Origin of the sequence: Macrococcus brunensis (assembly GCF_004359615.1) — a bacterium.
Classification (GTDB): domain Bacteria; phylum Bacillota; class Bacilli; order Staphylococcales; family Staphylococcaceae; genus Macrococcus; species Macrococcus brunensis.
The window spans coordinates 125,418-148,691 of sequence record NZ_SCWA01000002.1 but is presented as its reverse complement, the minus strand read 5'-3'; the positions used below and the strand labels follow the sequence as shown (position 1 = coordinate 148,691).

Here is a 23,274-nt window from a genome sequence, read left to right as displayed (position 1 = left end):
CATGAAAAAAGCATTGTTAAGTGTATCAGACAAAACAGGTATCACTGAATTTGCAGCTCAGCTGATTGAGCAGGGATTCGAAATTTTTTCTACAGGTGGCACAAAAAAGACATTGGTCGACCATAACATCGCGGTAAAATCAGTCAGTGAACTGACACAGTTTCCGGAAATCATGGACGGTCGTGTCAAAACGCTTCATCCGAATATTCACGGGGGTATTCTGGCAAACCGTGATATCCCTGAGCATCTAGAAGCACTCAGTGAACATGGCATTGAACTAATCGATCTTGTAGCGGTCAATCTTTATCCATTCGAAGAGACAGTCGCTAAACCGGATGTCACTGAAGCTGACGCCATCGAAAACATCGATATCGGCGGTCCGACGATGCTCCGCGCGAGTGCGAAGAATTTCAAGCATGTTTTAACAGTGGTGGACCCTGCAGACTATACAAGAATCATCGACAACCTGAAGTCTGGACAGGTAGACGAAGCATTCCGTAAAGAGCTGATGATCAAGACATTCAGTCATACAGCCAAATATGATGCTGCTATCGTGGAGTTTTTCAGTGGAGAGAGCACGTCTCTTCGCTACGGCGAGAACCCGCAGCAAAAAGCGAAATTCGTTAAAACATCTGACGCTCCGAATACAATAGCAGGCGCTAAGCAGTTACACGGTAAAGAGCTCAGCTATAACAACATTAAAGATGCGGATGCGACGCTTCAGCTTGTGAAGAAATTCAGTGAGCCTGCAGCAGTGGCAGTGAAACACATGAATCCTTGTGGTGTCGGCATCGGTGCAACGATTGAGGAAGCATTTAGTAACGCATACGCTGCAGACAGTCAGTCTATCTTCGGTGGGATTGTCGCTTTGAACCGCGAAGTAGACAAAGCGACAGCGTCTGCGCTCAGTGAAATTTTCCTTGAAGTAATCATTGCACCAGGCTACAGCGACGAGGCACTTGAATTGCTGACGAAAAAGAAGAACATCCGTCTACTTGAAATTCAGATGGATGCAGAAGCTGAGACAGAAGAATTCGTCTCTGTGTCAGGCGGCTATTTAGTTCAGGACAAAGATACAGCAGTGCTGACGCGTGACGACATGACGGTCGTTACAGAAGCGCAGCCGACAGAAGAACAGTGGCAGGCGATGGAACTTGGCTGGACAGTCGTAAAAAGCGTGAAAAGTAATGCTATTGTGCTGGCAAATCCGAAGCAGACAGTCGGCATCGGTGCGGGTCAGATGAACCGTGTCGGCGCAGCGAAGATTGCGATTGAACGTGCAATTGAAATGAACGACAATGTGATTTTAGCGAGTGATGGTTTCTTCCCGATGAGCGATACAGTAGAGACAGCTGCAGCAGCAGGCATCAAATGTATCATCCAGCCAGGCGGCTCAATTAAAGACCAGGATTCGATTGATGCAGCAAATAAACTCGGCATTGCTATGGTAACAACCGGCATGCGTCACTTCAAACACTAGGAGGCTCTTATGAAAGTACTTGTAATCGGTTCAGGTGGTCGTGAGCACGCACTTAGCCATAAGCTTAAGCAGTCTGAACGCGTAGACGAAGTTTTCGTGATACCAGGTAACGATGCGATGGTCAATGTAGCAACAGTCGTCAGTGATATTAAAGAGACAGAGCATGACCAGATTCTGAACTTCGCTAAAGAACAGGGTGTAGAATGGGTCGTCATCGGGCCGGAACAGCCGCTGACAGAAGGACTTGCGGATGTACTGACGCAAGCAGGCATCAAAGTGTTTGGTCCTAATCAGAAGGCGGCCCAGATTGAAGGTTCTAAGTCATTTGCGAAGGAACTGATGGCGAAATACGATATTCCGACAGCGGAGTATGCAGTCGTAACAACGAAACAGGAAGCACTTGACTACTTAGACAGTCATCCTGCGCCGATTGTGCTGAAACAGGACGGCCTTGCTGCCGGTAAAGGGGTCATTGTAGCGATGACACACGAAGAAGCAGTCGGTGCGATTGAACTCTTCTATCAGAATGGTGACGCTGAAGTGGTATTTGAGGAGTTTCTGGCAGGTGAAGAGTTTTCACTCATGGTCTTTGTCAATGATGATTTCATCATTCCATTTGATGTGATTGCACAGGACCATAAGCGTGCCTATGATGGTGACTTAGGCCCTAACACTGGCGGTATGGGTGCCTATTGTCCAGTGTCACATATCAGCGATGATGTATTAAAAGTGACGAACGAGACCATCGCCTATCCGATAGCACGCGCGATGCATGAAGAGGGGCTGAATTATTTCGGCTTACTCTATATTGGTGCCATCATTACAGAAGACGGACCAAAAGTCATCGAATTCAACGCTCGTTTCGGTGATCCGGAATGTCAGGTGCTGCTGACGAAAATGGAGAGCGACTTGATTGAAGTGCTTGAAGCACTTGAGAGAAAAGAAGATATTCAACTGCAGTGGTCTGATGATGCGGTCGTCGGTGTCGTCCTTGCTTCAGAAGGTTATCCAGGCAGCTACGACAAAGGTCATAAAGTCTATGGTTACGACGGTTCGCTTGATTATTACATCAGCGGCCTGAAAAAAGAAGAAGACTGGGTGACGTCAGGTGGCCGTGTCATGCTGGCCGTCGGTAAAGGGGCTAGTATCCAGGAAGCTGTTGAAAGAAGTTATAAAAAAGTAGGACAGATTACAAGTGACGGCTTGTTTCATCGAAAAGATATCGCACATCGTGCATTGTAGTAGGAAGCGAGACTTGCAAGAGCAGGTCTCGCTTTTTTGTGAGCAAGTTATCAGCGATAAACGTGAAATATCGCTGATAACTCATGTAGAAGCATCGATGCCAGGTAGTTATCAGCGATGAACGTGAAATATCGCTCGTAACTACTACATAACCCTCCATTAAAAAAAGCGAGGCCGCAGCCTCGCTTATGCTATCTATATTATTCAAATGTATTCTGTACGTCTTCGTGAGTTGCTTCTTTACCTGTTTCGTGTTGATCGTTTTGTTCTACTGGTTCTTTCGCTTTTTCAGCATCTTCTTTATGTTGTTCGATTTTATCGTTTGTCATGATAAATTCCTCCTTAATGATGATAGTCTGTTATTCCCGGAAAAAATCGCTCCTAAACATCTAATACTTAAGTCTGATATTTCCATTTATAAGGGACAAATGTCCCTGTTTTCACTATAATAAGGCGTGAGGTGAAATCATGAAATGGTTTAAAAATAACATAGAAGTCCTGATCGGCTATCTGCTTGGCGCATTGCTTTTTGGCATGGGTCTTTTTATATTTTTCAATGCTGATGAGATTGTTCATTTTAAGGAGATCGCCATCAACCGTCTCCATATGGCACAGCTGTCTGACTTCATCAATATTTATAGTTATGCCTTTATAGAACTGCTTAGTCATTACATCATAGCTTATCCCTACATCTATAGCTTGATATTTGTCCTTTACGGACTAGGTCTTTTCTATATCAGTCGTACCCTGAAGAAAACAACGGCCCATGATTCGCAGATTTCTATTTTTTATCTGATGACGGCTATTTTCTTATTTTTATTGACGGCGCTCTTTATGTTCAAGGTCTACCATATTTACGCGCTGTTTTATTTTGCAGCATTTCTACTGCTCGTCTTCTTCGTGCTGAACCGTCGTCACTTAAATAGTGAGTTCCGCAAGCTGCATTACCTGATTCTGATTTTCATCTTCGGTCTGGCATATATCGTGACGCAGAATCATGTCTATGACCAGCTTGTAGATGAAAAGGTGACGCCACTCGATTTGATGGCACTGAATTTCTTCTTTATTCTTTTCTCCGGCATGGGAGCACTTGCGTTAGGCAATTACGTTTTTCTGCACCGTGCGAAGAAGATAGATCCGGCAGAACATGCGATGCGTCGAGCCAATAAACGTAAACGGGATAAAAAATTCAGTGGTGCCATCAATCACCAGACAAATGATGCACTGCAGCAGTTATCTGAACAGTCGATGAAGATTGATGAAAGACTGATGCTCAGCTGGAATCGTTTCAAAGAAGGCGTCCGCCGTAAAATCAATCTACAGGATGAAGATATCCCGCGCTGGATGCGCAAGCCGAAATGGTTTAATTTCTTCCAGGTTGAAGTCATCTTCGGTGTACTGATTCTGATGCTGACCCTGATTGAACTCAATAACCGTAATATTCTGTTCAATGTCAGCAAGTTTAATGTCGTGAAGATGCAGTACTTTTATGAGTGGCTCAGTCTGTTTCTGCTTTTTGTAGTGGGCGTTCTCTATTTAGTCTTTACGATTCTGATTCATATCCGCCACCGAGGCTACTTCGGGCAGCTGTTCACAATCTCGATTCTCTTTATTGAGATCATCACAAGTTTCTATTTGATGCTCTTTAAAGGAATTTCAGTATCACTGTTTATTCCACCTGTTATAGTACTGCTTGTTCTCCTTGTCACACCACTGTTTTTCAATCATTTACGTAAAAATTACTAATTGCTATTGTATAACAGTTTGCAGTCCATTATAATAAAGATGTGCAGTGATGGGAGAATAGCACTTTGGGGAAAGTGCTGTGATAAAACAAGAGCGTTTCATTAAGGATGCCTGGGGAGGCATCCTTTTTGTGTTATAGTGGAGAAAACAGAAAAAGAAGGTGCAGACATGAAGAAAGTAGTTTTAAAACATAAGCACGATAAAAAGTATCGCGACGGTTACCTCGTGCTGGAAGAAGCGGATATTTTCGATATGGATACAATGAACGAGGGTGAACGCTTTGTTTTGAAGGCGTCAGACGGCACTGACCTCGGTCTTTTTTATTTTGGTCGCCAGAATCGCGGGGCAGGCTATAAAATCGGTGACAATCTTGAGACTAAACTAGATACGCATTTCTTTAAGCTGCTCTTTGAAGCGGCAAAAGAAGAACGCGAGTCACTTTACAATTCTGGGCATACGAATGCTTTTCGTGTCTACAATGGTGAAGGAGATGGCCTTGGCGGATTTACGGTTGATGACTACGATGGGCATTTTCTGATTCAGTGGTACTCAAAAGGCATCTATCATTATAAAGATGTGATTGTTGAAAGTCTGCAGGAGGTCTTTGACTATAAAACGCTTTATGAGAAACTCAGATTCGATAAAAATGTCCCGACTCATCGTATCAGTGAAGAAGCGGTGGAGTTTCCGATCATCATTACAGAGAATGATTTATTCTATACGATCAACTTTGAAGAGGGGCCGATGACAGGAATCTTCCTTGACCAGCGGGATGTCCGCAATAAAATCATGTCACTCGATCTGAAGAAACCGATGCTGAACTTGTTTGCTTATTCAGGCGGTTTCAGTGTAGCGGCAGCGAAAAATGGTCTTGAAACAGTCAACGTTGATATCGCAAAGCGCTCACTGGAACTGATTGAGCAGAACTTCGCCTTAAACGAAATCAATATCGACAAACAGCTGCTCTATACGATGGATGTCTTTGATATGCTGAAATACTGTGCACGTAAGAAAATGCTTTTTGACCTGATCGTTATTGATCCACCTAGTTTCTCGCGTTCCAAGAAGAAGCGTTTCAGCGTCAAGGATAACTATCATGAACTCATTGAAGGCGCTCTGCCAATCTTAAATCGCGGCGGCTACATGGTACTGAGTACCAATGCCAGCAATTATTCGCTGCCACAGTTCAAAAAAATGATTCACGATACATTGGCAGGCAGAGAATATGAAATTACTGATGTCATGGGGCTGCCGAAAGACTTCAAAACAACGAATTCATACAAACCCTCTAAGTATCTGAAAGTGGTCTTCGTTAAAATTCTTGATTAAAACTGACCATTTCCGGGAATAACACATTAACTTTATAAAAAAGGACGTGTCATTAATGGGAATTTTAGATACAGTAATCAACCAAGTCGGTAAAACCATCAATAAGGACGAAAAAACGGTTCTTCATTCACTGCCGACTTCAGAAGCAGAACTGATTGAACGACGTCAGCAGGCAGACAAAGTCATCCAGAACAAAGCGCTGATGAGTTCGGCTGCTTCTGTCGTACCGATTCCGGGTATTGACGTCGGGGTTGATCTGAAACTGATGAAAGATATTATTGAAGACATCAATAAAGTCTACGGACTGAGTCATAAACAGGTCAACAATATGGCTGCAGATATGAAACAGCAGGTCATGTTTACAGCGGCGAAAAAGGGTAGTGACTTTATCGGACGTAATATCACAACCAAGCTGCTGACAGTCGTATTGAAGGCTTTTGCTAAACGCGAGGCAGCGAAACAAGTCAGATGGATTCCAGTTGTAGGACAGGCAGTGGCTGCGGGTATCAGCTATAAGCTGATGAAGAAACTGGGCGAAGATCACGCGAGGAAATGTGATCAGGTCGCACGCAGTTTAATGTAATTGTCTAAAAATTTGAAGTATCGGCTATGATTTGCTATTCTAAATCTGTATAGACATAAGGTTTATATATAAAATTATGCAACCTAAAGGAGAAGATGAACGATGGAACAACAAAGCTATGTCATTATCGACGAAACAGGTATTCACGCACGTCCGGCAACAATGCTGGTACAGACTGCAAGTAAATTTGATTCAGATGTGCAATTAGAATACAACGGTAAAAAAGTGAATCTTAAATCTATTATGGGCGTAATGAGTTTAGGTGTCGGTAAAGACGCTGAAATCACTGTATATGCTGAAGGTACTGATGAAAAAGAAGCGATTCAGGCAATCAGTGACATATTATCTAAAGAAGGTCTGACTAAATAATGTCAATGACTTTAAAAGGAATCGGCGCTTCAGATGGCGTTGCAATTGCAGAAGCTTATCTGCTAGTTGAACCCGATTTATCTTATAATGATCAGAAAGTAACAGATACTGAAGCAGAAGTAGCAAAGTTTAAAGCAGCTCTTAATGAATCAAAAGTAGAACTCACGCAGATTAGAAACAATGCGGAAGTCGCTCTTGGTCCAGATAAAGCAGCTATCTTTGATGCCCATTTACTTGTGCTTGAAGATCCTGAACTGATCAATCCGATTGAAGAAAATATCCGTAACAATCAGACAAATGCACCGTGTGCTTTGATGGAAGTTGCGAATAACTTTATCACTATTTTTGAATCAATGGATAATGAATATATGAAAGAGCGTGCCGCGGATATCCGTGACGTTTCTAAACGTGTGCTTGCGCATCTGTTAGGCGTTACTTTACCTAATCCAAGTACGATTGATAAAAATGTAGTCATTATCTCTCATGACTTAACACCATCAGATACTGCACAGCTGAACAAAGAATTTGTTAAAGGGTTCGCAACTAATATAGGTGGCCGTACAAGTCACTCTGCTATTATGAGCCGCTCTTTGGAAATTCCGGCTGTAGTGGGTACTATAGATGTGACGAAGTCAATCAAACAAGGTGATATTGTCATCATCGACGGTTCTACTGGAGATGTTATCATCAATCCTGATGAAAACATGATTTTTGCTTACAAAGATAAACAAGCGAAGTTTATTCAGGACAAAGAAGAGCTGAAACAGCTTGTCAATGACAAAACAGAATCAGCAGACGGTGTTCACGTTGAACTTGCTGCTAATATCGGTACACCTGACGACTTAGAAGGTGTTATTAATAACGGTGCTGAAGGTATCGGTCTTTACCGTACAGAGTTCCTTTATATGGGTCGTGAGTCAATGCCGACTGAAGATGAACAGTATGAAGCTTATAAACGCGTTCTTTCAGAAATGAAAGGGAAACGCGTCGTTGTCCGTACACTGGATATCGGTGGCGACAAAGAGCTGCCATACTTAAACTTACCGCACGAAATGAATCCATTCCTTGGTTACCGTGCGATTCGTCTCTGCTTAGACCAGCAGGACATCTTCAGAACACAGCTTCGTGCGTTACTTCGTGCATCGACAGAAGGTCATTTAAGCATCATGTTCCCGATGATTGCGACAATCAATGAATTCCGTCAGGCGAAAGCGATTTTAGAAGAAGAAAAAGCGAAGTTAAAAGATGAGAAGGTTAAAGTCGCAGATGATATCGAAGTGGGTATCATGGTCGAAATTCCTTCAACAGCAGCTATGGCTGACATCTTTGCTAAAGAAGTGGACTTCTTCAGTATCGGTACGAATGACCTGATTCAATACACGATGGCAGCTGACCGTATGTCAGAACGTGTCTCTTACCTGTATCAGCCGTATAACCCGGCTATCCTGCGTCTAGTGAAACAAGTCATTGACGCCAGCCATAAAGAAGGCAAATGGACAGGTATGTGCGGTGAAATGGCCGGAGATACAACAGCAATTCCTTTATTATTAGGACTTGGCTTAGATGAGTTTTCTATGAGTGCAACAAGCATCCTGAAAGCACGTCGTCAGATCAAGAACTTAAATAGAGGTCAGATGGAAAAACTGGCAGAACAGGCGCTTAACTGTGCGACACAGGAAGAAGTCGTTCAGCTCGTTAACAACCAGTAATATAGAAATTTTAACAGCGATAGCTCTGATTAAATTCAGAAGTTATCGCTGTTTTTATTTTAAAAGACTGCTGTAAGAAAGGAGGAAAGTCCCGCAAACAGGATCTGCGGGACTTTGCGCTGTGGCCATAGTCTTTAAATAGTCATTCATAGTTAAAAAGCCATATCCTGTCCCAGGATATGGCTTTTATCACTTAATATTAAATAAAGTTATTTCTGGTGGGCAGAAGAGACGGATAGGCAGATGAGTCGTTCCGAGACCGGGCGATACATGAAGCGTCATCTTACCTACTTTGTAAAGACCTCTGACGTATTTTCGTCCAAGTTGCGGTCTGACAGGTGCACCGAGTAACGGAATCCGAATCTGTCCACCATGACTATGGCCGGAGAACTGCAAATCGATGCCAAATTGTTCAACAAAATCTGCATAGTCAGGCTCATGGACAATCATCATGGTCATCATGTCCTCTGGACGGTTTTTCAGCGTCTGATAGACATTCCCTTTACTATTGATGACATCGTCCAGACCTCCTAAGAAAATTGGCTCAGAATCATAATTGAGTAGCACACCTGTATTCGTCAGCAGCTGAATATGGCTTGCACTGAGTATACGATTGATCCTCGGTGTCTGATGAATACGCTGATCATGGTTGCCATAAGAGAAGAAGACGCCGAGTGGTGCTTTCAATGTCTTAAGAAGTGGAATAAGATGCTCCGGGTTCTGGTAATAGTCTATATTATCAAACAGGTCGCCTGAAATAATGATAAGGTCAGGGTGCAAGTCATTGATGATCTGGATATGGTAAATAAGGTCATCATAACTATAGTGAAAGCCGAGATGCAGATCAGAAATATGGATGACTTTAAGTGGTTCTGCATGCGGCTGTCTCAATAATTTGAGTGAATGCTTTTTGATGACAACATCTTCTTTTTCAGACTTAAAAGGCAGCCACTTCTTATTCATGTATCAGCGCTTCTATTCTATCCATATCGACTGAATGGATGACTTCGCCATTAATGATGATCAGCGGTGTACTGAATGCATCCATGTCCATCATTTCCTGACGATATGCACTGTTCTTAATATTCTTTTCGGTAAAAGGGAGATTCTGCCCTTTAAAATAGTTTTTGATATACTGGCACGGTAGGCAGCTATCCTGTGTATAAATGGTAATATTCATTCAATCATCTCCAAGTTGTAATCTTTATCATCGTAGCGTTTTCTGTATGAAATTTCAAACTTTGTTCACTAAATCTTTACAAAATAAATGAGCCATCTATTAGAATAATAGGGAATGGTCTAGTATAATAAAACTATTAAATTTGTGATAAAAATCACATAAGGAGGAAATTAATGGATGCTGTTGTTATCAGCAGATTACTGACAGGTATGACGCTGGCATTTCATATTATTTTTGCAACGATAGGTGTTGCTTTACCATTTATGTTCATGATTGCGGAAGGGCTCGGCCTTTACAAGAAAGACCCTGCGTATCTCGCTATGGCAAAACGCTGGGCGAAAGGTTTTACGATTACAGTCGCAGTGGGTGTTGTTACCGGTACAATCATTGGTCTGCAATTATCACTCTTATGGCCATCATTTATGCGTATCGGTGGACAAGTCATTGCACTGCCACTCTTCATGGAAACTTTCGCATTCTTCTTTGAAGCGATTTTCTTAAGTATTTATCTATATACATGGGACCGTTTCAAAAACCGCTGGCTGCACTGGTTACTGACGATTCCAATCATCATCGGTTCTACGATGAGTGCCCTGTTCATCACAAGTGTGAACTCATTTATGAATACACCGGAAGGCTTCGATATGGTTAACGGCCAGCTGGTTAATATCGATCCGGTTGCGGCCATGTTAAACAGTTCTTTCTTCGTGCGTGCATTCCACGTAGTGACAACAGGCGGCATGACAATCGCCTTTATGTTAGCCAGTATTGCTGCTGTTAAGTTACTGCGCAATAAGTTTGACAGCGACCGCGCTTATCATAAAAAAGGCTTAAAAGTGACGGTACTGACAGGTCTTATTTTCTCACTTTTTGCGATGATGGCAGGTCACGCTTCAGCACAGTTCCTGCATCACGAACAACCTGAGAAATTAGCTGCTATGGAATGGCATTTTGATACGAGCAGCCGTGCTGACCTTGTTCTGTTTGGTACGGTCGATGAAAAAGCACAGGAAATCAAAGGGGCTATTAAAATTCCGGGCATGCTGAGCTTCCTCGCGGATAACAGTATTGATACTGAAATTAAAGGACTGAATGAAATACCAGTAGACGAACGTCCACCGCTTGTCATTCATTACTTTTTTGACTTAATGGTGTTCTTCGGGGTCTTCTCGTTCGCGATTTCTGTTCTGTACTTTATACTGAAGAAATTCAAGAAAGACTGGGCGCACCATTCCTTCATGCTCTATATGATTGCACTGACTGGCCCTATGAGTATGCTGGCGATTGAATTCGGCTGGTTCTTAGCAGAGATGGGTCGACAGCCATGGATTTTAAGAGGCTACATGAAAGTAGCAGAAGGTGTGACACAGGCTAACGGGGTTTCACTGACACTCGCAGCTTTTGCCCTCCTGTACTTAATTCTTGGCTTCTCATGTGTTTATGTACTGATTCGTATCTTTAAAGATAAACCCGCGGTCATCGATATTGAAAATAACCGCGCTAATGTAGGAGGAGAAGCTTAATGGACTATCAGCACATAGGAATCACTGTACTGTGGACATTTCTCTATGGTTACATCATAGTTGGCGCCGTCGATTTCGGCGCCGGTTTCTTTATGCTTTATGCAAAAATCATCAAAAAAGATCATATCATCAATGAACTGGTATCCCGGTATTTGAATCCGGTATGGGAAGTGACGAATGTTTTCCTCGTCTTCTTCTTTGTCGGTATCGTCGGATTCTTCCCGGATACGGCCTATTACTTCGGAACCACTTTACTTATTCCTGCTTCCATTGCATTGATTTTACTGACCATCCGTGGCGCATTCTATGCATTTGAGACGTACGGTAAAGATACGAAGTTCCAGTGGGTCTTTCTATACGGTATGACAGGGCTTCTGATTCCTGCGTCATTCTCTACTGTACTCACTATCTCTGAAGGTGGTTTTATTGAGAAGACTAAGAATGGTGTATCACTGGATTATTTTGAACTGTTGATGAGCCCGTATGCATGGGCAGTCGTCTTCTTATCTATCGTTTCTGTGCTGTATATCTCATCAGCATTCCTGACTTATTACGCACATAAAGCAGATGATAAGCCGGCCTATGAACTGCTTAGAAAATGGTTTATGATCTGGGCAGGTCCAATGATTGTCATCTGTCAGTTCGTTTTCTTAAGCTTAAGACAGCATAATGCTGAACACTTTAATACTGCTGTTACACATTACTGGTGGCTCTTCGGCTTAAGTATTGTTTTCTTCCTGATCGGTTTCGTCCTGATCTGGCAGCGCCGCAACCACGGTATCGCGTTTATTGCTATCATGATTCAGTTCGCATTAGCGTTCTTCGGCTATGGTATCAGTAAGATGCCTTATATTCTCTATCCTTATATCGACTTAAATCATGCAGTGGTAAATGATTCGATGGCACTTGCACTGGTGATTGTATTTATTGCAGGTTTACTTTTACTTGTTCCTTCTTTAGTATTATTACTGAGATTATTCATCTTTGATGCAGATTACGTCTCAGGAAAACGGAGGTAGGGAATGGAAAAGGAATTTGTAGTCATCGGACTCGGTCGATTCGGTGGCAGTATCGTCAGAGAACTGAATAAACTGGACATCGATGTCATGGCCATTGACAGCGATGAGGCGCGTGTCAACGAATACGCAGACATCGCAACCCATGCGGTCATCGCAGATTCTACAGACGAAACTGTGCTGAAGAGTCTAGGTATCCGGAACTTTGACCATGTCGTCGTCGCTATTGGGGACAATATCCAGGCCAGTATTCTGACGACCCTGATTTTAAAGGATTTAGGGGTTGCGAAAGTAACCGCTAAAGCACAGAATGACTATCACGCGAAGGTGCTGGATAAGATAGGAGCAGACACGGTTATCCATCCTGAAAGGGATATGGGCAGACGACTCGCTCACAAACTGTCTAACTCTTCTATCATGGATTATCTGGAACTTGCTGATGAGCATTCAATCGTTGAGATTATTGCAGGTCCTAAACTTGAAGGCATGTCTTTACTGGATTTAGATCTTCGTGCAAATTACGGACTGAATATCATAGCGATTAAGCGTAATGGGCATATCACAGTCTCACCGGATCCAGGTGAGTACATCCAGCGTGGAGATATCCTCATTGTTATCGGTCATGATAATGACCTCGGCCGATTTGAGAGTAAATTAGAAGATAACTAAAAAGCTGAACAGCATTTGCTGTTCAGCTTTTTAGTTATCGACGTTCATAATCATTGGCAGAATCATCGGGCGACGAGCTGTCTTATCATAAAGATAAGGCGAGAGGCTTTCCGTGATTGCATTTTTGATATGATGCCATTCAACGTTTTCTGTATTGTTCAGTTTCTCGATAACCGTTTTCTTGATCATGCGCTGTGCGTCGTAAATCAGATGACCGGATTCACGCATATAGACAAAGCCGCGTGAAATGATGTCTGGTCCCGATAAAAGTTGCCCAGTTCTGAAATCGATGCTGACAACGACAATAACAAGTCCATCTTCAGACAGAATCTTACGGTCTTTAATGACGACATTACCAATGTCACCAATACCGCTGCCGTCAACAAGAATATTACCCGACTGGATTTTACCTGCATGGCGGGCTGAATCATGTGTCAGAGCGAGCACGTCCCCGTTTTCATGGATAAAGACATTATCAGGATTCACGCCGCAGTCGATACCAAGTTGACCATGCAGCTTCTGCATACGGTATTCACCGTGAATCGGCATGAAGAACTTCGGCTTAATTAAACGAAGCATCAGTTTCTGTTCTTCCTGAGAACCATGACCTGATGTATGGATGTTAGACAGTTTACCATGAATCACATCTGCGCCTGCTTTATATAGTGCATTGATCGTTCTGTTGACACTCTTCGTATTACCCGGAATAGGGGAACTTGAGAAGATAACAGTGTCATCAGGAATGATGCTGACCTGACGGTGTGTACCATTGGCGATACGTGACAGTGCAGCCATCGGTTCACCTTGAGAACCTGTACAGAGGATGAGCAGTTTGTGCTTCGGAATACTGTTGATCTTGTTCGCTTCTACAAATGTCTCAGGGGGTACTTTAATATAACCAAGTTCTGTACCGATTTTGATATTGTTTTCCATAGAGCGGCCGAAGATGACAATCTTGCGGTCGAACTTAACCGCTGCTTCGATAGCCTGCTGTACACGGTAAATATTTGACGCGAAAGTAGCGAAGATAATACGACCTGTACATTTACGGAAAATCTGTTCAACGCTTTGACCGACCGCACGTTCACTGATTGTAAAGTTCGGTACTTCTGCATTCGTTGAGTCAGAAAGCAGGCAGAGTACGCCTTCTTCACCAAGAGCAGCCATACGAGCGATGTTCGCAGGTTCACCGACTGGCGTAAAGTCAAACTTGAAGTCACCTGTATGAACGATTTTACCTTCTGGCGTGTGTACGACGACACCGTATGCTTCCGGAATGGAGTGAGTCGTTAAATAGAACGTCACTTTCAGATTATCAAATTCAAAGACACTGTCTTCTGTAATCGGATTCAGTGAAGCCGTACGCAGAAGGTGATGTTCTTCAAGCTTGTTGCGGATTAGCCCAAGTGCGAGCGGACCGCCGTAAATAGGTATATTCAGCTGTTTAAGTAAGAAAGGTACACCACCGATATGGTCTTCGTGACCATGTGTGATGAAAAGACCTTTAATCTTGTGCTGATTCTGCACAAGGTAAGTGTAGTCCGGAATCACATAGTCGATTCCGAGTAAGTCATCATCCGGGAACTTAATCCCTGCATCGATGACGATAATTTCATCTTTATATTCAATAGCATAGGTGTTTTTACCGATTTCGCCCATTCCACCTAGCGCGAATACGCCGACTTCATTTTTTTGCAGGAGATTCATTAGATAGTCTCCACTTTAAATGCAGGTGATTTCTCTTCATATTCGAGATGTGCACCTTCAAGTTTTTGAACGAATTCAATGTTGTAAGGGCGATCTGCTAATGATTTACGGACTTGTTCTTCCGTCTCAGCTTCAACATATAGAACTTTCGTGTTTTCGCGAATGATAACTTCGCTTCTGTCTTCCTGATAAAATACTTTAAAAATTGCCATATATATATCCTCCTAAATGAATAATTAACATAAATAAGGCCCTAGCTGCTCTAGGGCTCTTCACCGTACAGATTGTATGAGTATCTTTATTTTACATGAAGTCGAGTGGGAGTGCAAAGTAAAAACTAGAGTTTAGCAATAAAGTGAGATATGGTTAAAGAAAAGGAGGAATCACTTTGACACAAAAACTGATTTTTTTCGATATAGATGGCACACTTTATGACAGACAGCATCATATTCCGGAAACAACACATGCGACGATCCGTCAGTTGAAGGGAGCAGGGCATACACTCGCTATTGCCACAGGTCGTGCGCCTTATAATATGCAGCAGGTCATGGCGGATACGGAGATTCCGAATTTCGTTGCTTATAACGGTCAGTACGTCGTTTATAACTCTGAAGTGATCTACCGTAATCCACTGGACACGCAGACACTGACGAAACTTGAGAAGCTGGCAAGAGAGCACGACCATCCGATGGTATTTTTAGGTGAAAAAGAAGCGGTATCCAATATTGAACATCACGACCATATTACAGAAAGTATGGGTTCTATCAAACTGAATCATCCAAGATTTGAAGATGATTATTTCAAAAATCATGATATTTTTCAGGCGCTTCTCTTTCATGATAGCGAGGCGGATGAGGTATACAATAACCAGTATCCTCTCATTAAGTTCTATCGTTGGCATGAATTCAGTCGTGATGTTGTACCTTCGAATGGTTCAAAAGCAGAAGGAATCAAGAAGTTCGCAGAGAAACTAGGCTTCAGTCAGGAAGATGTCATCGCACTCGGTGACGGCAACAATGACTTCGAAATGATTGAATGGGCAGGAACAGGCATTGCGATGGGTAATGCAGTAGAAGGACTCAAGCAAGGTGCAGATTTTGTGACCACTGATGTAGAGGATAATGGGATACAGAATGCATTCAAGAAGCTGGGGTTAATTTAATAGAGAAGTGAGTAGTGATTTGGATTGGTATTCTGCAGCAACGTCCCGGAAACAGCTCTAGCGGGACGTTACGCAGGAGAATCCAGCGAAACAAGAGTAGCAACGTCCCGGCAACAGAATCTGCGGGACGATACTCATGCCGCTTCCAACCCAGACTCAAAAAAAGAGTTGCCAGTAAAACTACTGGCAACTCTTTTTATTCGACTGCTGTCGCATTCGCTTCAGGTTTAAATGGATCAGCCTCATTGATGTGGTCATAGAACATGACACCATTCAAGTGATCAATCTCATGCTGCACGACAATAGCAGCAAAGCGGTTTAAACGAAGCTTGACTTCTTCACCTTCACGATTAATAGCTTTCACTGTAATACGGGCATAGCGGTGAACGAGTCCTGGTATGCTCTCGTCTACACTGAGGCAGCCTTCACCTTGAGGGAGGTAGGCTTTCTCCACGCTGTGACTGACAATCTTTGGATTGAACAGCTGGTGCGTAATGTAATCCTCTTTCTTTTCATCATAGAAATGAATGACGAGCAGACGTTTCGCAATATTAAGCTGAGGTGCGGCGAGTCCGACGCCACTTCTCAGCTTATATTTTTTAGCTATCTTGTCATCCTGACTGTTTTTCAGGAATTCAAGCATGTCATCAGCGAGCTGAACATCTTCCTGTGATAATGGAAGAATGACTTCCTGTGCTTTCTCTCTTAACGTCGGATGTCCGTCTCTGATGATGTCTTTCATGGTTAACATGTAATCACTCCTTTTTTATAATATAGCAGAAACAACGCACTAGGATAAACATTGAATCACTTTTTAAAAAAGGCTACTATAAAACTGAATGATAAAGGAGGAAATAATAAATATGAAGAAACTAGTAATAGCAGGACTGTCAGTGATGATGCTTGCAGGCTGCGGCAATAAGACTGAACAGTTAGAAGAATTCTACACACAGATAGATACGGTCAACGCTAAAGAAAAACCGGTAGTAGAAGTCAATAAAAATCTGCAGAAGCTCGAATCTGAAAAAGTGGAACTGTTCAATAAAATCAGCAAAGCTAAAAAACAGGAAATTAAAGTCATCAATAATACAGCAACAAAACTGGTTAAAAATGCATCTGCAAGAAGTGCAGCAATCGACAAAGAGATTAAAGCTTATGATGAATCTGAAGCTGAATTTAAAAAAGCGAAAGATTTAGCAAGCGAAATTAAAGATAAAGATCAGAAAAAAGAAGCGTCTGACCTGACGAATGCACTTGAAAAGAAATACAAAGAGCATGATGGTCTGATGACTGCATACAAAGATGTACTGAAGAAAGAAAATGATTTATTCAAGTACTTAGAGGGTAAAAGTCCAGAGACGAGTGAAGTCAATTCTAAGATTGAAAATCTGAATAAATCAACAAGTGCTTTCCAGAAAAATATGACGACTTTCAATAAAACGATGGAACAAGTTCAAAAGGAATCCGGCGACATCGTCAAATTATTAAACGATAAATAATTGTTTTATAACAGCAAGTGTTAAATGAGTATTACAGAGTGTTAAAACCTAATTAATACAGTAAATACACCCTTGAAATTGTTATGGAATTTTTTTGTTTAACACTAGAACAGTTTTGTGTTAGAATGATTCAAGTAAATATAAATATATCCGAAAGGTTTGGTGAATTGAATGGCTTCGAAGAAACAAGCACCATTCGATGCAGTATCAGTACTCAATGAAATTGAATCTAAGTTTGAAGTAGTTCAAGTTTTAGATTTAGATGGTAATGTCGTAAATGACGCATATATGCCTGACTTAACTGACGAACAGTTAGTAGAATTAATGGAAAGAATGGTATGGACTCGTGTCCTTGACCAACGTTCTATCTCATTAAACCGTCAAGGTCGTTTAGGTTTCTATGCACCTACAGCAGGTCAGGAAGCTTCTCAATTAGCGTCACAATACGCACTTGATAAAGAAGACTGGATTCTTCCGGGTTACCGTGATGTTCCACAATTAATCTGGCATGGTCTTCCACTGACTAAAGCATTCTTATGGTCTCGTGGACACTTTGTAGGTAGCCAGTTCCCAGAAGGTATGAACGCACTTGCACCACAAATCATCATCGGTGCTCAATATGTTCAGACTGCCGGGGTTGCGCTTGGTCTTAAGAAAAAAGGCAAACAGAACGTTGCAATCACTTACACAGGTGATGGCGGATCTTCACAAGGTGACTTCTATGAAGGTATCAACTTTGCATCTGCATTCAAAGCACCTGCAATCTTCGTTATCCAAAATAACAACTATGCAATCTCTACACCACGTGAAAAACAGACAGCTGCTAAAACATTAGCGCAGAAAGCTGTTGCAGCAGGTATCCCAGGTACTGTTGTAGATGGTATGGATGCACTTGCTGTTTACTTCGTAACGAAACAAGCTCGTGAACGCGCTATCGCTGGCGACGGTCCATCATTAATTGAAACAATGACATACCGTTATGGTCCACATACAATGGCAGGGGATGACCCAACTCGTTACAGAACTTCTGATGAAGATTCTGAATGGGTTAAAAAAGATCCACTTGTACGTTTCCGTAAATTCTTAGAAAACAAAGGTCTTTGGACTGAAGAAAAAGAAAACGAAGTAATGGAACGTGCTAAAGAAGAAATCAAAACTGCACTTAAAGAAGCAGATGGCACACCTAAACAGACTGTTTCTCAATTAGCAGAAATCATGTACTCAGGTGAAATGCCTGCTAACTTAAAAGAACAATATGAAATCTACAAAGAGAAGGAGTCGAAGTAAGTCATGGCACAAATGACGATGATCCAGGCAATAACAAATGCACTTCAAACTGAACTTAAAAATGACGAAAATGTCTTAGTATTCGGTGAAGACGTTGGTGTCAACGGTGGTGTATTCCGTGCGACTGAAGGACTTCAAAAAGAATTCGGCGAAGACCGTGTATTCGATACACCACTTGCTGAATCAGGTATCGGTGGTTTAGCTGTTGGTTTATCTTTAACTGGTTTCCGTCCAGTTATGGAAATTCAGTTCTTCGGATTCGTATTCGAAGTATTTGACTCAATCGCAGCTCAATTAACTCGTCAGAACTTCCGTTCAGGCGGTACTAAACCAGCTCCTGTTGTTATCCGTGCACCATTTGGTGGTGGTGTTCACACACCTGAACTTCACGCAGACAACTTAGAAGGTTTAATGGCTCAGACTCCAGGTCTTAAAGTTGTTATTCCGTCAAATCCTTACGATGCTAAAGGTCTTCTGATCTCAGCTATCCGTGACAACGATCCAGTTGTCTTCTTAGAACATATGAAATTATACCGTTCATTCCGTGCTGAAGTACCTGAAGAAGAGTACACAGTTGAAATTGGTAAAGCGGCGGTTGTTCAAGAAGGTACAGATCTTTCTATCATCACTTACGGTGCAATGGTTCAGGAATCAGTCAAGGCAGCAGAAGAACTTGCGAAAGACGGTCACTCTGTAGAAATCGTTGACTTACGTACGGTTCAGCCGCTTGACATTGAAACTATTATCGCTTCAGTTGAAAAAACTGGCCGTGTTGTAGTGGTTCAGGAAGCTCAAAAACAAGCGGGTGTTGGTGCGAACGTTGTTTCTGAAATCTCAGAACGCGCTGTACTTAGCCTTGAAGCACCTATCGCACGTGTGGCTGCAGCAGATACTGCTTACCCATTCACACAAGCTGAAAATGTTTGGTTACCAAACAAAGATATGATTGTTGAAGCTGCAAAACGTACTTTAGAATTCTAATTTCAGCAATTCGTGAAAAGTACGTAAGTACTTTTCACTCCCATATATAATTTAGATTATTTAGGAGGAACTTATAGTGGCATTTGAATTTAAATTACCGGCACTTGGTGAAGGTATTTTCGAAGGTGAAATCGTTAAGTGGTTCTTTAAAGCTGGCGACACTGTTAATGAAGACGATATTTTATGTGAAGTACAGAACGACAAATCTGTTGTTGAAATCCCATCACCAGTATCTGGTACTGTTACAGAAGTAGTAGCAGAAGAAGGTACTGTTGCAAACCTTGGTGACGTAATCATCAAGATTGATTCTCCTGATGCACCTGCTGACTCTCATGCTGAAGAAGCTAAAGAAGAGCCTCAAGCAGAAGCAAAAGAAGAAACTAAAACAGATGCTCCAGCACCAGCTGCTGCAACACAAGCAACTGATGTTGAAGTTGACGAAAATCGTCGCGTTATCGCAATGCCATCTGTACGTAAATTTGCTCGTGAAGAAGGCGTTAACATTAAAGCGGTTCAAGGTACTGGCAAAAATGGTCGTGTCTTAAAGGAAGATATCACAGCTTACAAAAATGGTGGTGCTGCATCAGCATCTGCAGAAGTGGCTTCAGCTCCAGCAGCACAAGCGACAGAAGCAGCTGTTACTCCAGCTCAACCAATCGCTTCACCGGAAGGCGACTTCCCAGAAACTCGTGAGAAAATTCCTGCAATGCGTAAAGCAATTGCTAAAGCAATGGTTAACTCTAAACATACTGCGCCTCACGTAACATTAATGGACGAAATCGATGTTCAACAATTATGGGATCACCGTAAAAAATTCAAAGAAGTGGCTGCTGAACAAGGTACTAAACTGACATTCTTACCTTATGTCGTTAAAGCGTTAGTTTCAGCTCTTAAAGCATACCCAGCACTTAACACATCTCTTGATGATGCAACTGAAGAAGTTGTTCACAAACATTACTACAACATTGGTATCGCAGCAGATACTGAACGTGGATTACTTGTACCAGTCGTGAAAAACGCTGACCGCAAATCAATCTTCGCTATCTCTGATGAAATCAACGAACTTGCTGTTAAAGCACGTGACGGTAAACTGGCACCTGCTGAAATGAAAGGTGCTTCATGTACAATCAGTAACATCGGTTCTGCAGGTGGTCAATGGTTCACTCCAGTTATCAACCATCCAGAAGTTGCTATCTTAGGTATTGGCCGTATTGCTCAGAAGCCAATCGTTAAAGACGGCGAAATCATTGCGGCTCCAGTACTTGCGTTATCACTCAGCTTTGACCACCGTCAAATCGATGGTGCTACAGGTCAAGCAGCGATGAACCACATCAAACGTTTATTAAATAATCCAGAATTATTATTAATGGAGGGGTAAAGAATGGTAGTAGGAGATTTCCCAATTGAAACAGATACTATTGTAATCGGTGCAGGTCCTGGTGGTTATGTTGCAGCAATTCGTGCAGCACAACTTGGACAAAAAGTAACAATCGTTGAGAAAGGCGCTCTTGGTGGTGTATGTCTTAACGTCGGCTGTATCCCATCAAAAGCTTTACTTGCAGCTTCTCACCGCTATGAAGTAGCAAAACACTCAGAAGATATGGGTATTTCAGCTGAGGGTGTTAAAGTAGACTTCTCTAAAGTTCAAGAATTCAAAAACAGCGTTGTTAACAAATTAACAGGCGGTGTAGGTTCTTTACTTAAAGGTCGTAAAGTTGAAATCGCTGAAGGCGAAGCTTACTTCGTTGATGCAAACAACTTAAAAGTGATGACTGATAAAGCGTCACAAACTTACACATTCAAAAATGCAATTATCGCAACAGGATCTCGTCCAATCGAAATCCCTAACTTCAAATTCGGTAAACGTATTATCGATTCTACAGGCGCTTTAGCATTACCTGAAGTTCCTAAAAAGTTAGTAGTTGTCGGTGGCGGTTACATCGGTTCTGAGCTTGGTACTGCTTACGCTAACTTCGGTACTGAAGTCACTATTTTAGAAGGCGCTAAAGACATCTTAGGCGGATTCGAAAAACAAATGACTCAAATCGTTAAAAAAGGCTTAAAAGCTAAAGGCGTTACAATCGAAACAGAAGCAATGGCTAAATCAGCTGAAGAAACTGAAAACGGTGTAACAGTGACTTATGAAGTAAAAGGCGAAACTAAAACAGTTGAAGCTGATTACTGCTTAGTAACAGTAGGTCGTCGTCCTAATACAAATGATATCGGTTTAGAAGAACTTGGTGTTAAATTAACAGATCGTGGTTTAATTGAAGTTGATAAACAAGGTCGTTCATCAGTTGAAAACATCTTCGCTATCGGTGATATCGTTGCTGGACCACCACTTGCTCATAAAGCATCTTATGAAGCGAAAATCGCTGCTGAAGCAATCGCAGGCGAAAAATCAGAAGTGGATTACCTTGCAATCCCTGCTGTATGTTTCACTGAACCTGAACTTGCAACAGTAGGTTACACTGAAGCAATGGCGAAAGAAGAAGGTCTTGAATACAAAGCTTCTAAATTCCCATTCGCAGCTAATGGTCGTGCGTTATCAATCAATGCATCTGAAGGTTTCGTAAAATTAATCTCTCTTAAAGAAGATGGATTATTAATCGGTGCTCAAGTTGCTGGTTCTGGCGCATCTGACATCATCGCTGAACTTGGTTTAGCAATTGAAACAGGTATGACTGCTGAAGATATGGCAATGACAATCCACGCTCACCCAACATTAGGTGAGATCTCAATGGAAGCAGCTGAAGTTGCGCTTGGTCACCCTATCCACACTATGTAATACTTTTCAATCAGATTCAAAAACGCTATTCTATTTATAGAATAGCGTTTTTTTATGGAGGTCAATATGGAATATAGTTATCCACTGGATTTAGACTGGACACCAGATGAAATGGTCGCTGTTGTCGATTTTCTGACAGCGATTGAACAGAGCTATGAAAGTAAAATTGAGATCAATGAACTCAAGAAAAAATACGATCTCTTTAAACAGGTCTGTCCTGGCAAAGCACAAGAAAATAATATTTATAAGGACTTTAAGAAAGTATCAGGTTACGATGGTTATCCCGTCATCAAGAAAATGCGAGAAGAACTCGGTACACAGACGCAATTGATTTCTATGGCAAAATAATAATGAATATCCCCCTTCGTGTTGTTTAAATGCATTAATTTTGATAAATTATAAGTAATGTTATTAAACTTATTGTTTATTATTTTTAAACAGAAGGGGGTTTGTTATGGATATTGGTAAAAAAATCAAGGATCTCAGACGTCAGAAGAATCTGACCCAGGAAGAACTCGGTGAGCGTACAGACTTATCAAAAGGCTATATCTCACAGTTAGAACGTAACTTAAGTTCTCCTTCTATGGAGACATTCTTTAATATACTGGAAGTACTCGGCGCTAAACCAGCTGACTTCTTCAGTGATGCGCTTTATCAGCAGCAGATTCATTATCCTTTATCAGAACAGACATTATATGATGAATATGATAATGGTTATCTGATTAACTGGCTCGTACCCGAATCAAATGACTATGATATGGAGCCTGTTATTATTACTTTAAAGCCGGGAGCTGAATACAAAAAGTTTGAGCCTTCTCCGTCAGAGAGCTTTATGTATGTGATGGAAGGTCGAGCTTCTATCAGAATAGGTCGTAAAGTTTATACGGCTGAGCAGCACGAATGTTTTTACTTTAAGGCAAATGAATCTCATCAGCTGTTTAATCAGGAGAAAGCAGAAGCGAAAATTCTCATTGTCGCAACTGAATCTTATTTATAGGAGGAAT

24 protein-coding genes are annotated in these 23,274 nt (G+C 41.8%); 18 read left to right on the top strand and 6 right to left on the bottom strand.

Going from position 1 to position 23,274, the window contains the following annotated elements:
• Position 1: 1 nt before the first annotated feature.
• Both purH and purD read left to right on the top strand, forming a co-directional pair.
• Positions 2-1,480, top strand: a complete 1,479-nt coding sequence (gene purH, locus ERX27_RS01740) for a bifunctional phosphoribosylaminoimidazolecarboxamide formyltransferase/IMP cyclohydrolase (protein ID WP_133431111.1) — start codon at positions 2-4, stop codon at positions 1,478-1,480.
• A gap of 9 nt (positions 1,481-1,489) precedes the next feature.
• A complete protein-coding gene (gene purD / locus ERX27_RS01735; protein WP_133431110.1) occupies positions 1,490-2,722 on the top strand; it encodes a phosphoribosylamine--glycine ligase in 1,233 nt (410 codons plus the stop codon).
• Between the two features lie 200 nt (positions 2,723-2,922).
• Here the strand turns inward: purD and ERX27_RS11570 are convergent, their stop codons facing one another.
• Entirely contained in the window at positions 2,923-3,051 is a 129-nt protein-coding gene (locus tag ERX27_RS11570; protein WP_275416167.1) for a hypothetical protein, read from the bottom strand.
• Positions 3,052-3,190: 139 nt separating this feature from the next.
• On the opposite strand from ERX27_RS11570, the gene auxA reads away from it, so the two are divergent.
• The 5 genes from auxA to ptsP all read left to right on the top strand — a co-directional run bounded on the left by auxA (position 3,191) and on the right by ptsP (position 8,458).
• Positions 3,191-4,468 (top strand): lipoteichoic acid stability factor AuxA, encoded by a 1,278-nt coding sequence (gene auxA, locus ERX27_RS01730; protein ID WP_133431109.1) that lies wholly within the window; start codon positions 3,191-3,193, stop codon positions 4,466-4,468.
• A gap of 168 nt (positions 4,469-4,636) precedes the next feature.
• Positions 4,637-5,797 carry a class I SAM-dependent rRNA methyltransferase gene (locus tag ERX27_RS01725; RefSeq protein WP_133431108.1) on the top strand — a complete coding sequence of 387 codons (1,161 nt, stop codon included), beginning with the start codon at positions 4,637-4,639 and terminating at the stop codon, positions 5,795-5,797.
• Positions 5,798-5,852: 55 nt separating this feature from the next.
• A complete protein-coding gene (locus ERX27_RS01720) occupies positions 5,853-6,380 on the top strand; it encodes a DUF697 domain-containing protein (protein ID WP_133431107.1) in 528 nt (175 codons plus the stop codon).
• Between the two features lie 102 nt (positions 6,381-6,482).
• On the top strand, positions 6,483-6,749 hold the full coding sequence (locus tag ERX27_RS01715) for a phosphocarrier protein HPr (RefSeq protein WP_133431106.1): 267 nt from the start codon (positions 6,483-6,485) through the stop codon (positions 6,747-6,749).
• Positions 6,749-8,458 (top strand): phosphoenolpyruvate--protein phosphotransferase, encoded by a 1,710-nt coding sequence (gene ptsP, locus ERX27_RS01710; protein ID WP_133431105.1) that lies wholly within the window; start codon positions 6,749-6,751, stop codon positions 8,456-8,458. Before ERX27_RS01715 ends, ptsP begins: the two co-directional genes overlap by 1 nt.
• Before the next feature lie 189 nt (positions 8,459-8,647).
• On the opposite strand, the gene ERX27_RS01705 is transcribed toward ptsP, so the two are convergent.
• Both ERX27_RS01705 and ERX27_RS01700 read right to left on the bottom strand, forming a co-directional pair.
• On the bottom strand, positions 8,648-9,421 hold the full coding sequence (locus tag ERX27_RS01705; protein WP_133431104.1) for a metallophosphoesterase: 774 nt from the start codon (positions 9,419-9,421) through the stop codon (positions 8,648-8,650).
• Positions 9,414-9,638, bottom strand: coding sequence for a glutaredoxin domain-containing protein (locus ERX27_RS01700; RefSeq protein ID WP_133431103.1), 225 nt, complete (start codon positions 9,636-9,638; stop codon positions 9,414-9,416). The genes ERX27_RS01705 and ERX27_RS01700 overlap by 8 nt, the downstream gene beginning before the upstream one ends.
• 173 nt (positions 9,639-9,811) lie before the next feature.
• Between ERX27_RS01700 and ERX27_RS01695 the strand changes: the two genes are divergently transcribed.
• The 3 genes from ERX27_RS01695 to ERX27_RS01685 are packed head-to-tail and all read left to right on the top strand — an operon-like array spanning position 9,812 to position 12,846.
• The gene (locus ERX27_RS01695; RefSeq protein WP_133431102.1) at positions 9,812-11,161 is read left to right on the top strand and encodes a cytochrome ubiquinol oxidase subunit I; all 1,350 of its coding nucleotides are present in this window, start codon (positions 9,812-9,814) and stop codon (positions 11,159-11,161) included.
• The gene (locus tag ERX27_RS01690; protein WP_133431101.1) at positions 11,161-12,180 is read left to right on the top strand and encodes a cytochrome d ubiquinol oxidase subunit II; all 1,020 of its coding nucleotides are present in this window, start codon (positions 11,161-11,163) and stop codon (positions 12,178-12,180) included. The genes ERX27_RS01695 and ERX27_RS01690 overlap by 1 nt, the downstream gene beginning before the upstream one ends.
• 3 nt (positions 12,181-12,183) lie before the next feature.
• Positions 12,184-12,846 carry a potassium channel family protein gene (locus ERX27_RS01685; RefSeq protein WP_133431100.1) on the top strand — a complete coding sequence of 221 codons (663 nt, stop codon included), beginning with the start codon at positions 12,184-12,186 and terminating at the stop codon, positions 12,844-12,846.
• A gap of 30 nt (positions 12,847-12,876) precedes the next feature.
• Here the strand turns inward: ERX27_RS01685 and rnjA are convergent, their stop codons facing one another.
• Together rnjA and ERX27_RS01675 are read right to left on the bottom strand one after the other, a co-directional pair.
• Positions 12,877-14,553 (bottom strand): ribonuclease J1, encoded by a 1,677-nt coding sequence (gene rnjA / locus ERX27_RS01680; protein ID WP_133431099.1) that lies wholly within the window; start codon positions 14,551-14,553, stop codon positions 12,877-12,879.
• Positions 14,553-14,765 carry a DNA-dependent RNA polymerase subunit epsilon gene (locus ERX27_RS01675; protein ID WP_133431098.1) on the bottom strand — a complete coding sequence of 71 codons (213 nt, stop codon included), beginning with the start codon at positions 14,763-14,765 and terminating at the stop codon, positions 14,553-14,555. Before ERX27_RS01675 ends, rnjA begins: the two co-directional genes overlap by 1 nt.
• A gap of 176 nt (positions 14,766-14,941) precedes the next feature.
• On the opposite strand from ERX27_RS01675, the gene ERX27_RS01670 reads away from it, so the two are divergent.
• The gene (locus tag ERX27_RS01670; protein WP_133431097.1) at positions 14,942-15,715 is read left to right on the top strand and encodes a Cof-type HAD-IIB family hydrolase; all 774 of its coding nucleotides are present in this window, start codon (positions 14,942-14,944) and stop codon (positions 15,713-15,715) included.
• Between the two features lie 196 nt (positions 15,716-15,911).
• Here ERX27_RS01670 and def read toward each other — a convergent pair whose 3' ends face one another.
• Positions 15,912-16,466, bottom strand: coding sequence for a peptide deformylase (gene def, locus ERX27_RS01665; RefSeq protein WP_133431096.1), 555 nt, complete (start codon positions 16,464-16,466; stop codon positions 15,912-15,914).
• A gap of 112 nt (positions 16,467-16,578) precedes the next feature.
• On the opposite strand from def, the gene ERX27_RS01660 reads away from it, so the two are divergent.
• The 7 genes from ERX27_RS01660 to ERX27_RS01630 all read left to right on the top strand — a co-directional run bounded on the left by ERX27_RS01660 (position 16,579) and on the right by ERX27_RS01630 (position 23,267).
• The gene (locus ERX27_RS01660; RefSeq protein WP_165983044.1) at positions 16,579-17,214 is read left to right on the top strand and encodes a YkyA family protein; all 636 of its coding nucleotides are present in this window, start codon (positions 16,579-16,581) and stop codon (positions 17,212-17,214) included.
• 171 nt (positions 17,215-17,385) lie between these two features.
• Positions 17,386-18,501, top strand: a complete 1,116-nt coding sequence (pdhA, locus tag ERX27_RS01655) for a pyruvate dehydrogenase (acetyl-transferring) E1 component subunit alpha (RefSeq protein ID WP_133431094.1) — start codon at positions 17,386-17,388, stop codon at positions 18,499-18,501.
• Positions 18,502-18,504: 3 nt separating this feature from the next.
• Positions 18,505-19,482: an alpha-ketoacid dehydrogenase subunit beta gene (locus tag ERX27_RS01650; protein ID WP_133431093.1), complete on the top strand. Its 978-nt coding sequence runs from the start codon at positions 18,505-18,507 to the stop codon at positions 19,480-19,482.
• Between the two features lie 76 nt (positions 19,483-19,558).
• Positions 19,559-20,860 carry a dihydrolipoamide acetyltransferase family protein gene (locus ERX27_RS01645; RefSeq protein WP_133431092.1) on the top strand — a complete coding sequence of 434 codons (1,302 nt, stop codon included), beginning with the start codon at positions 19,559-19,561 and terminating at the stop codon, positions 20,858-20,860.
• Between the two features lie 3 nt (positions 20,861-20,863).
• Positions 20,864-22,270: a dihydrolipoyl dehydrogenase gene (gene lpdA, locus ERX27_RS01640; RefSeq protein WP_133431091.1), complete on the top strand. Its 1,407-nt coding sequence runs from the start codon at positions 20,864-20,866 to the stop codon at positions 22,268-22,270.
• Positions 22,271-22,336: 66 nt separating this feature from the next.
• Positions 22,337-22,618 (top strand): UPF0223 family protein, encoded by a 282-nt coding sequence (locus ERX27_RS01635; protein WP_133431090.1) that lies wholly within the window; start codon positions 22,337-22,339, stop codon positions 22,616-22,618.
• Positions 22,619-22,724: 106 nt separating this feature from the next.
• Positions 22,725-23,267, top strand: a complete 543-nt coding sequence (locus tag ERX27_RS01630; RefSeq protein WP_133431089.1) for a helix-turn-helix domain-containing protein — start codon at positions 22,725-22,727, stop codon at positions 23,265-23,267.
• Positions 23,268-23,274: the final 7 nt, after the last annotated feature.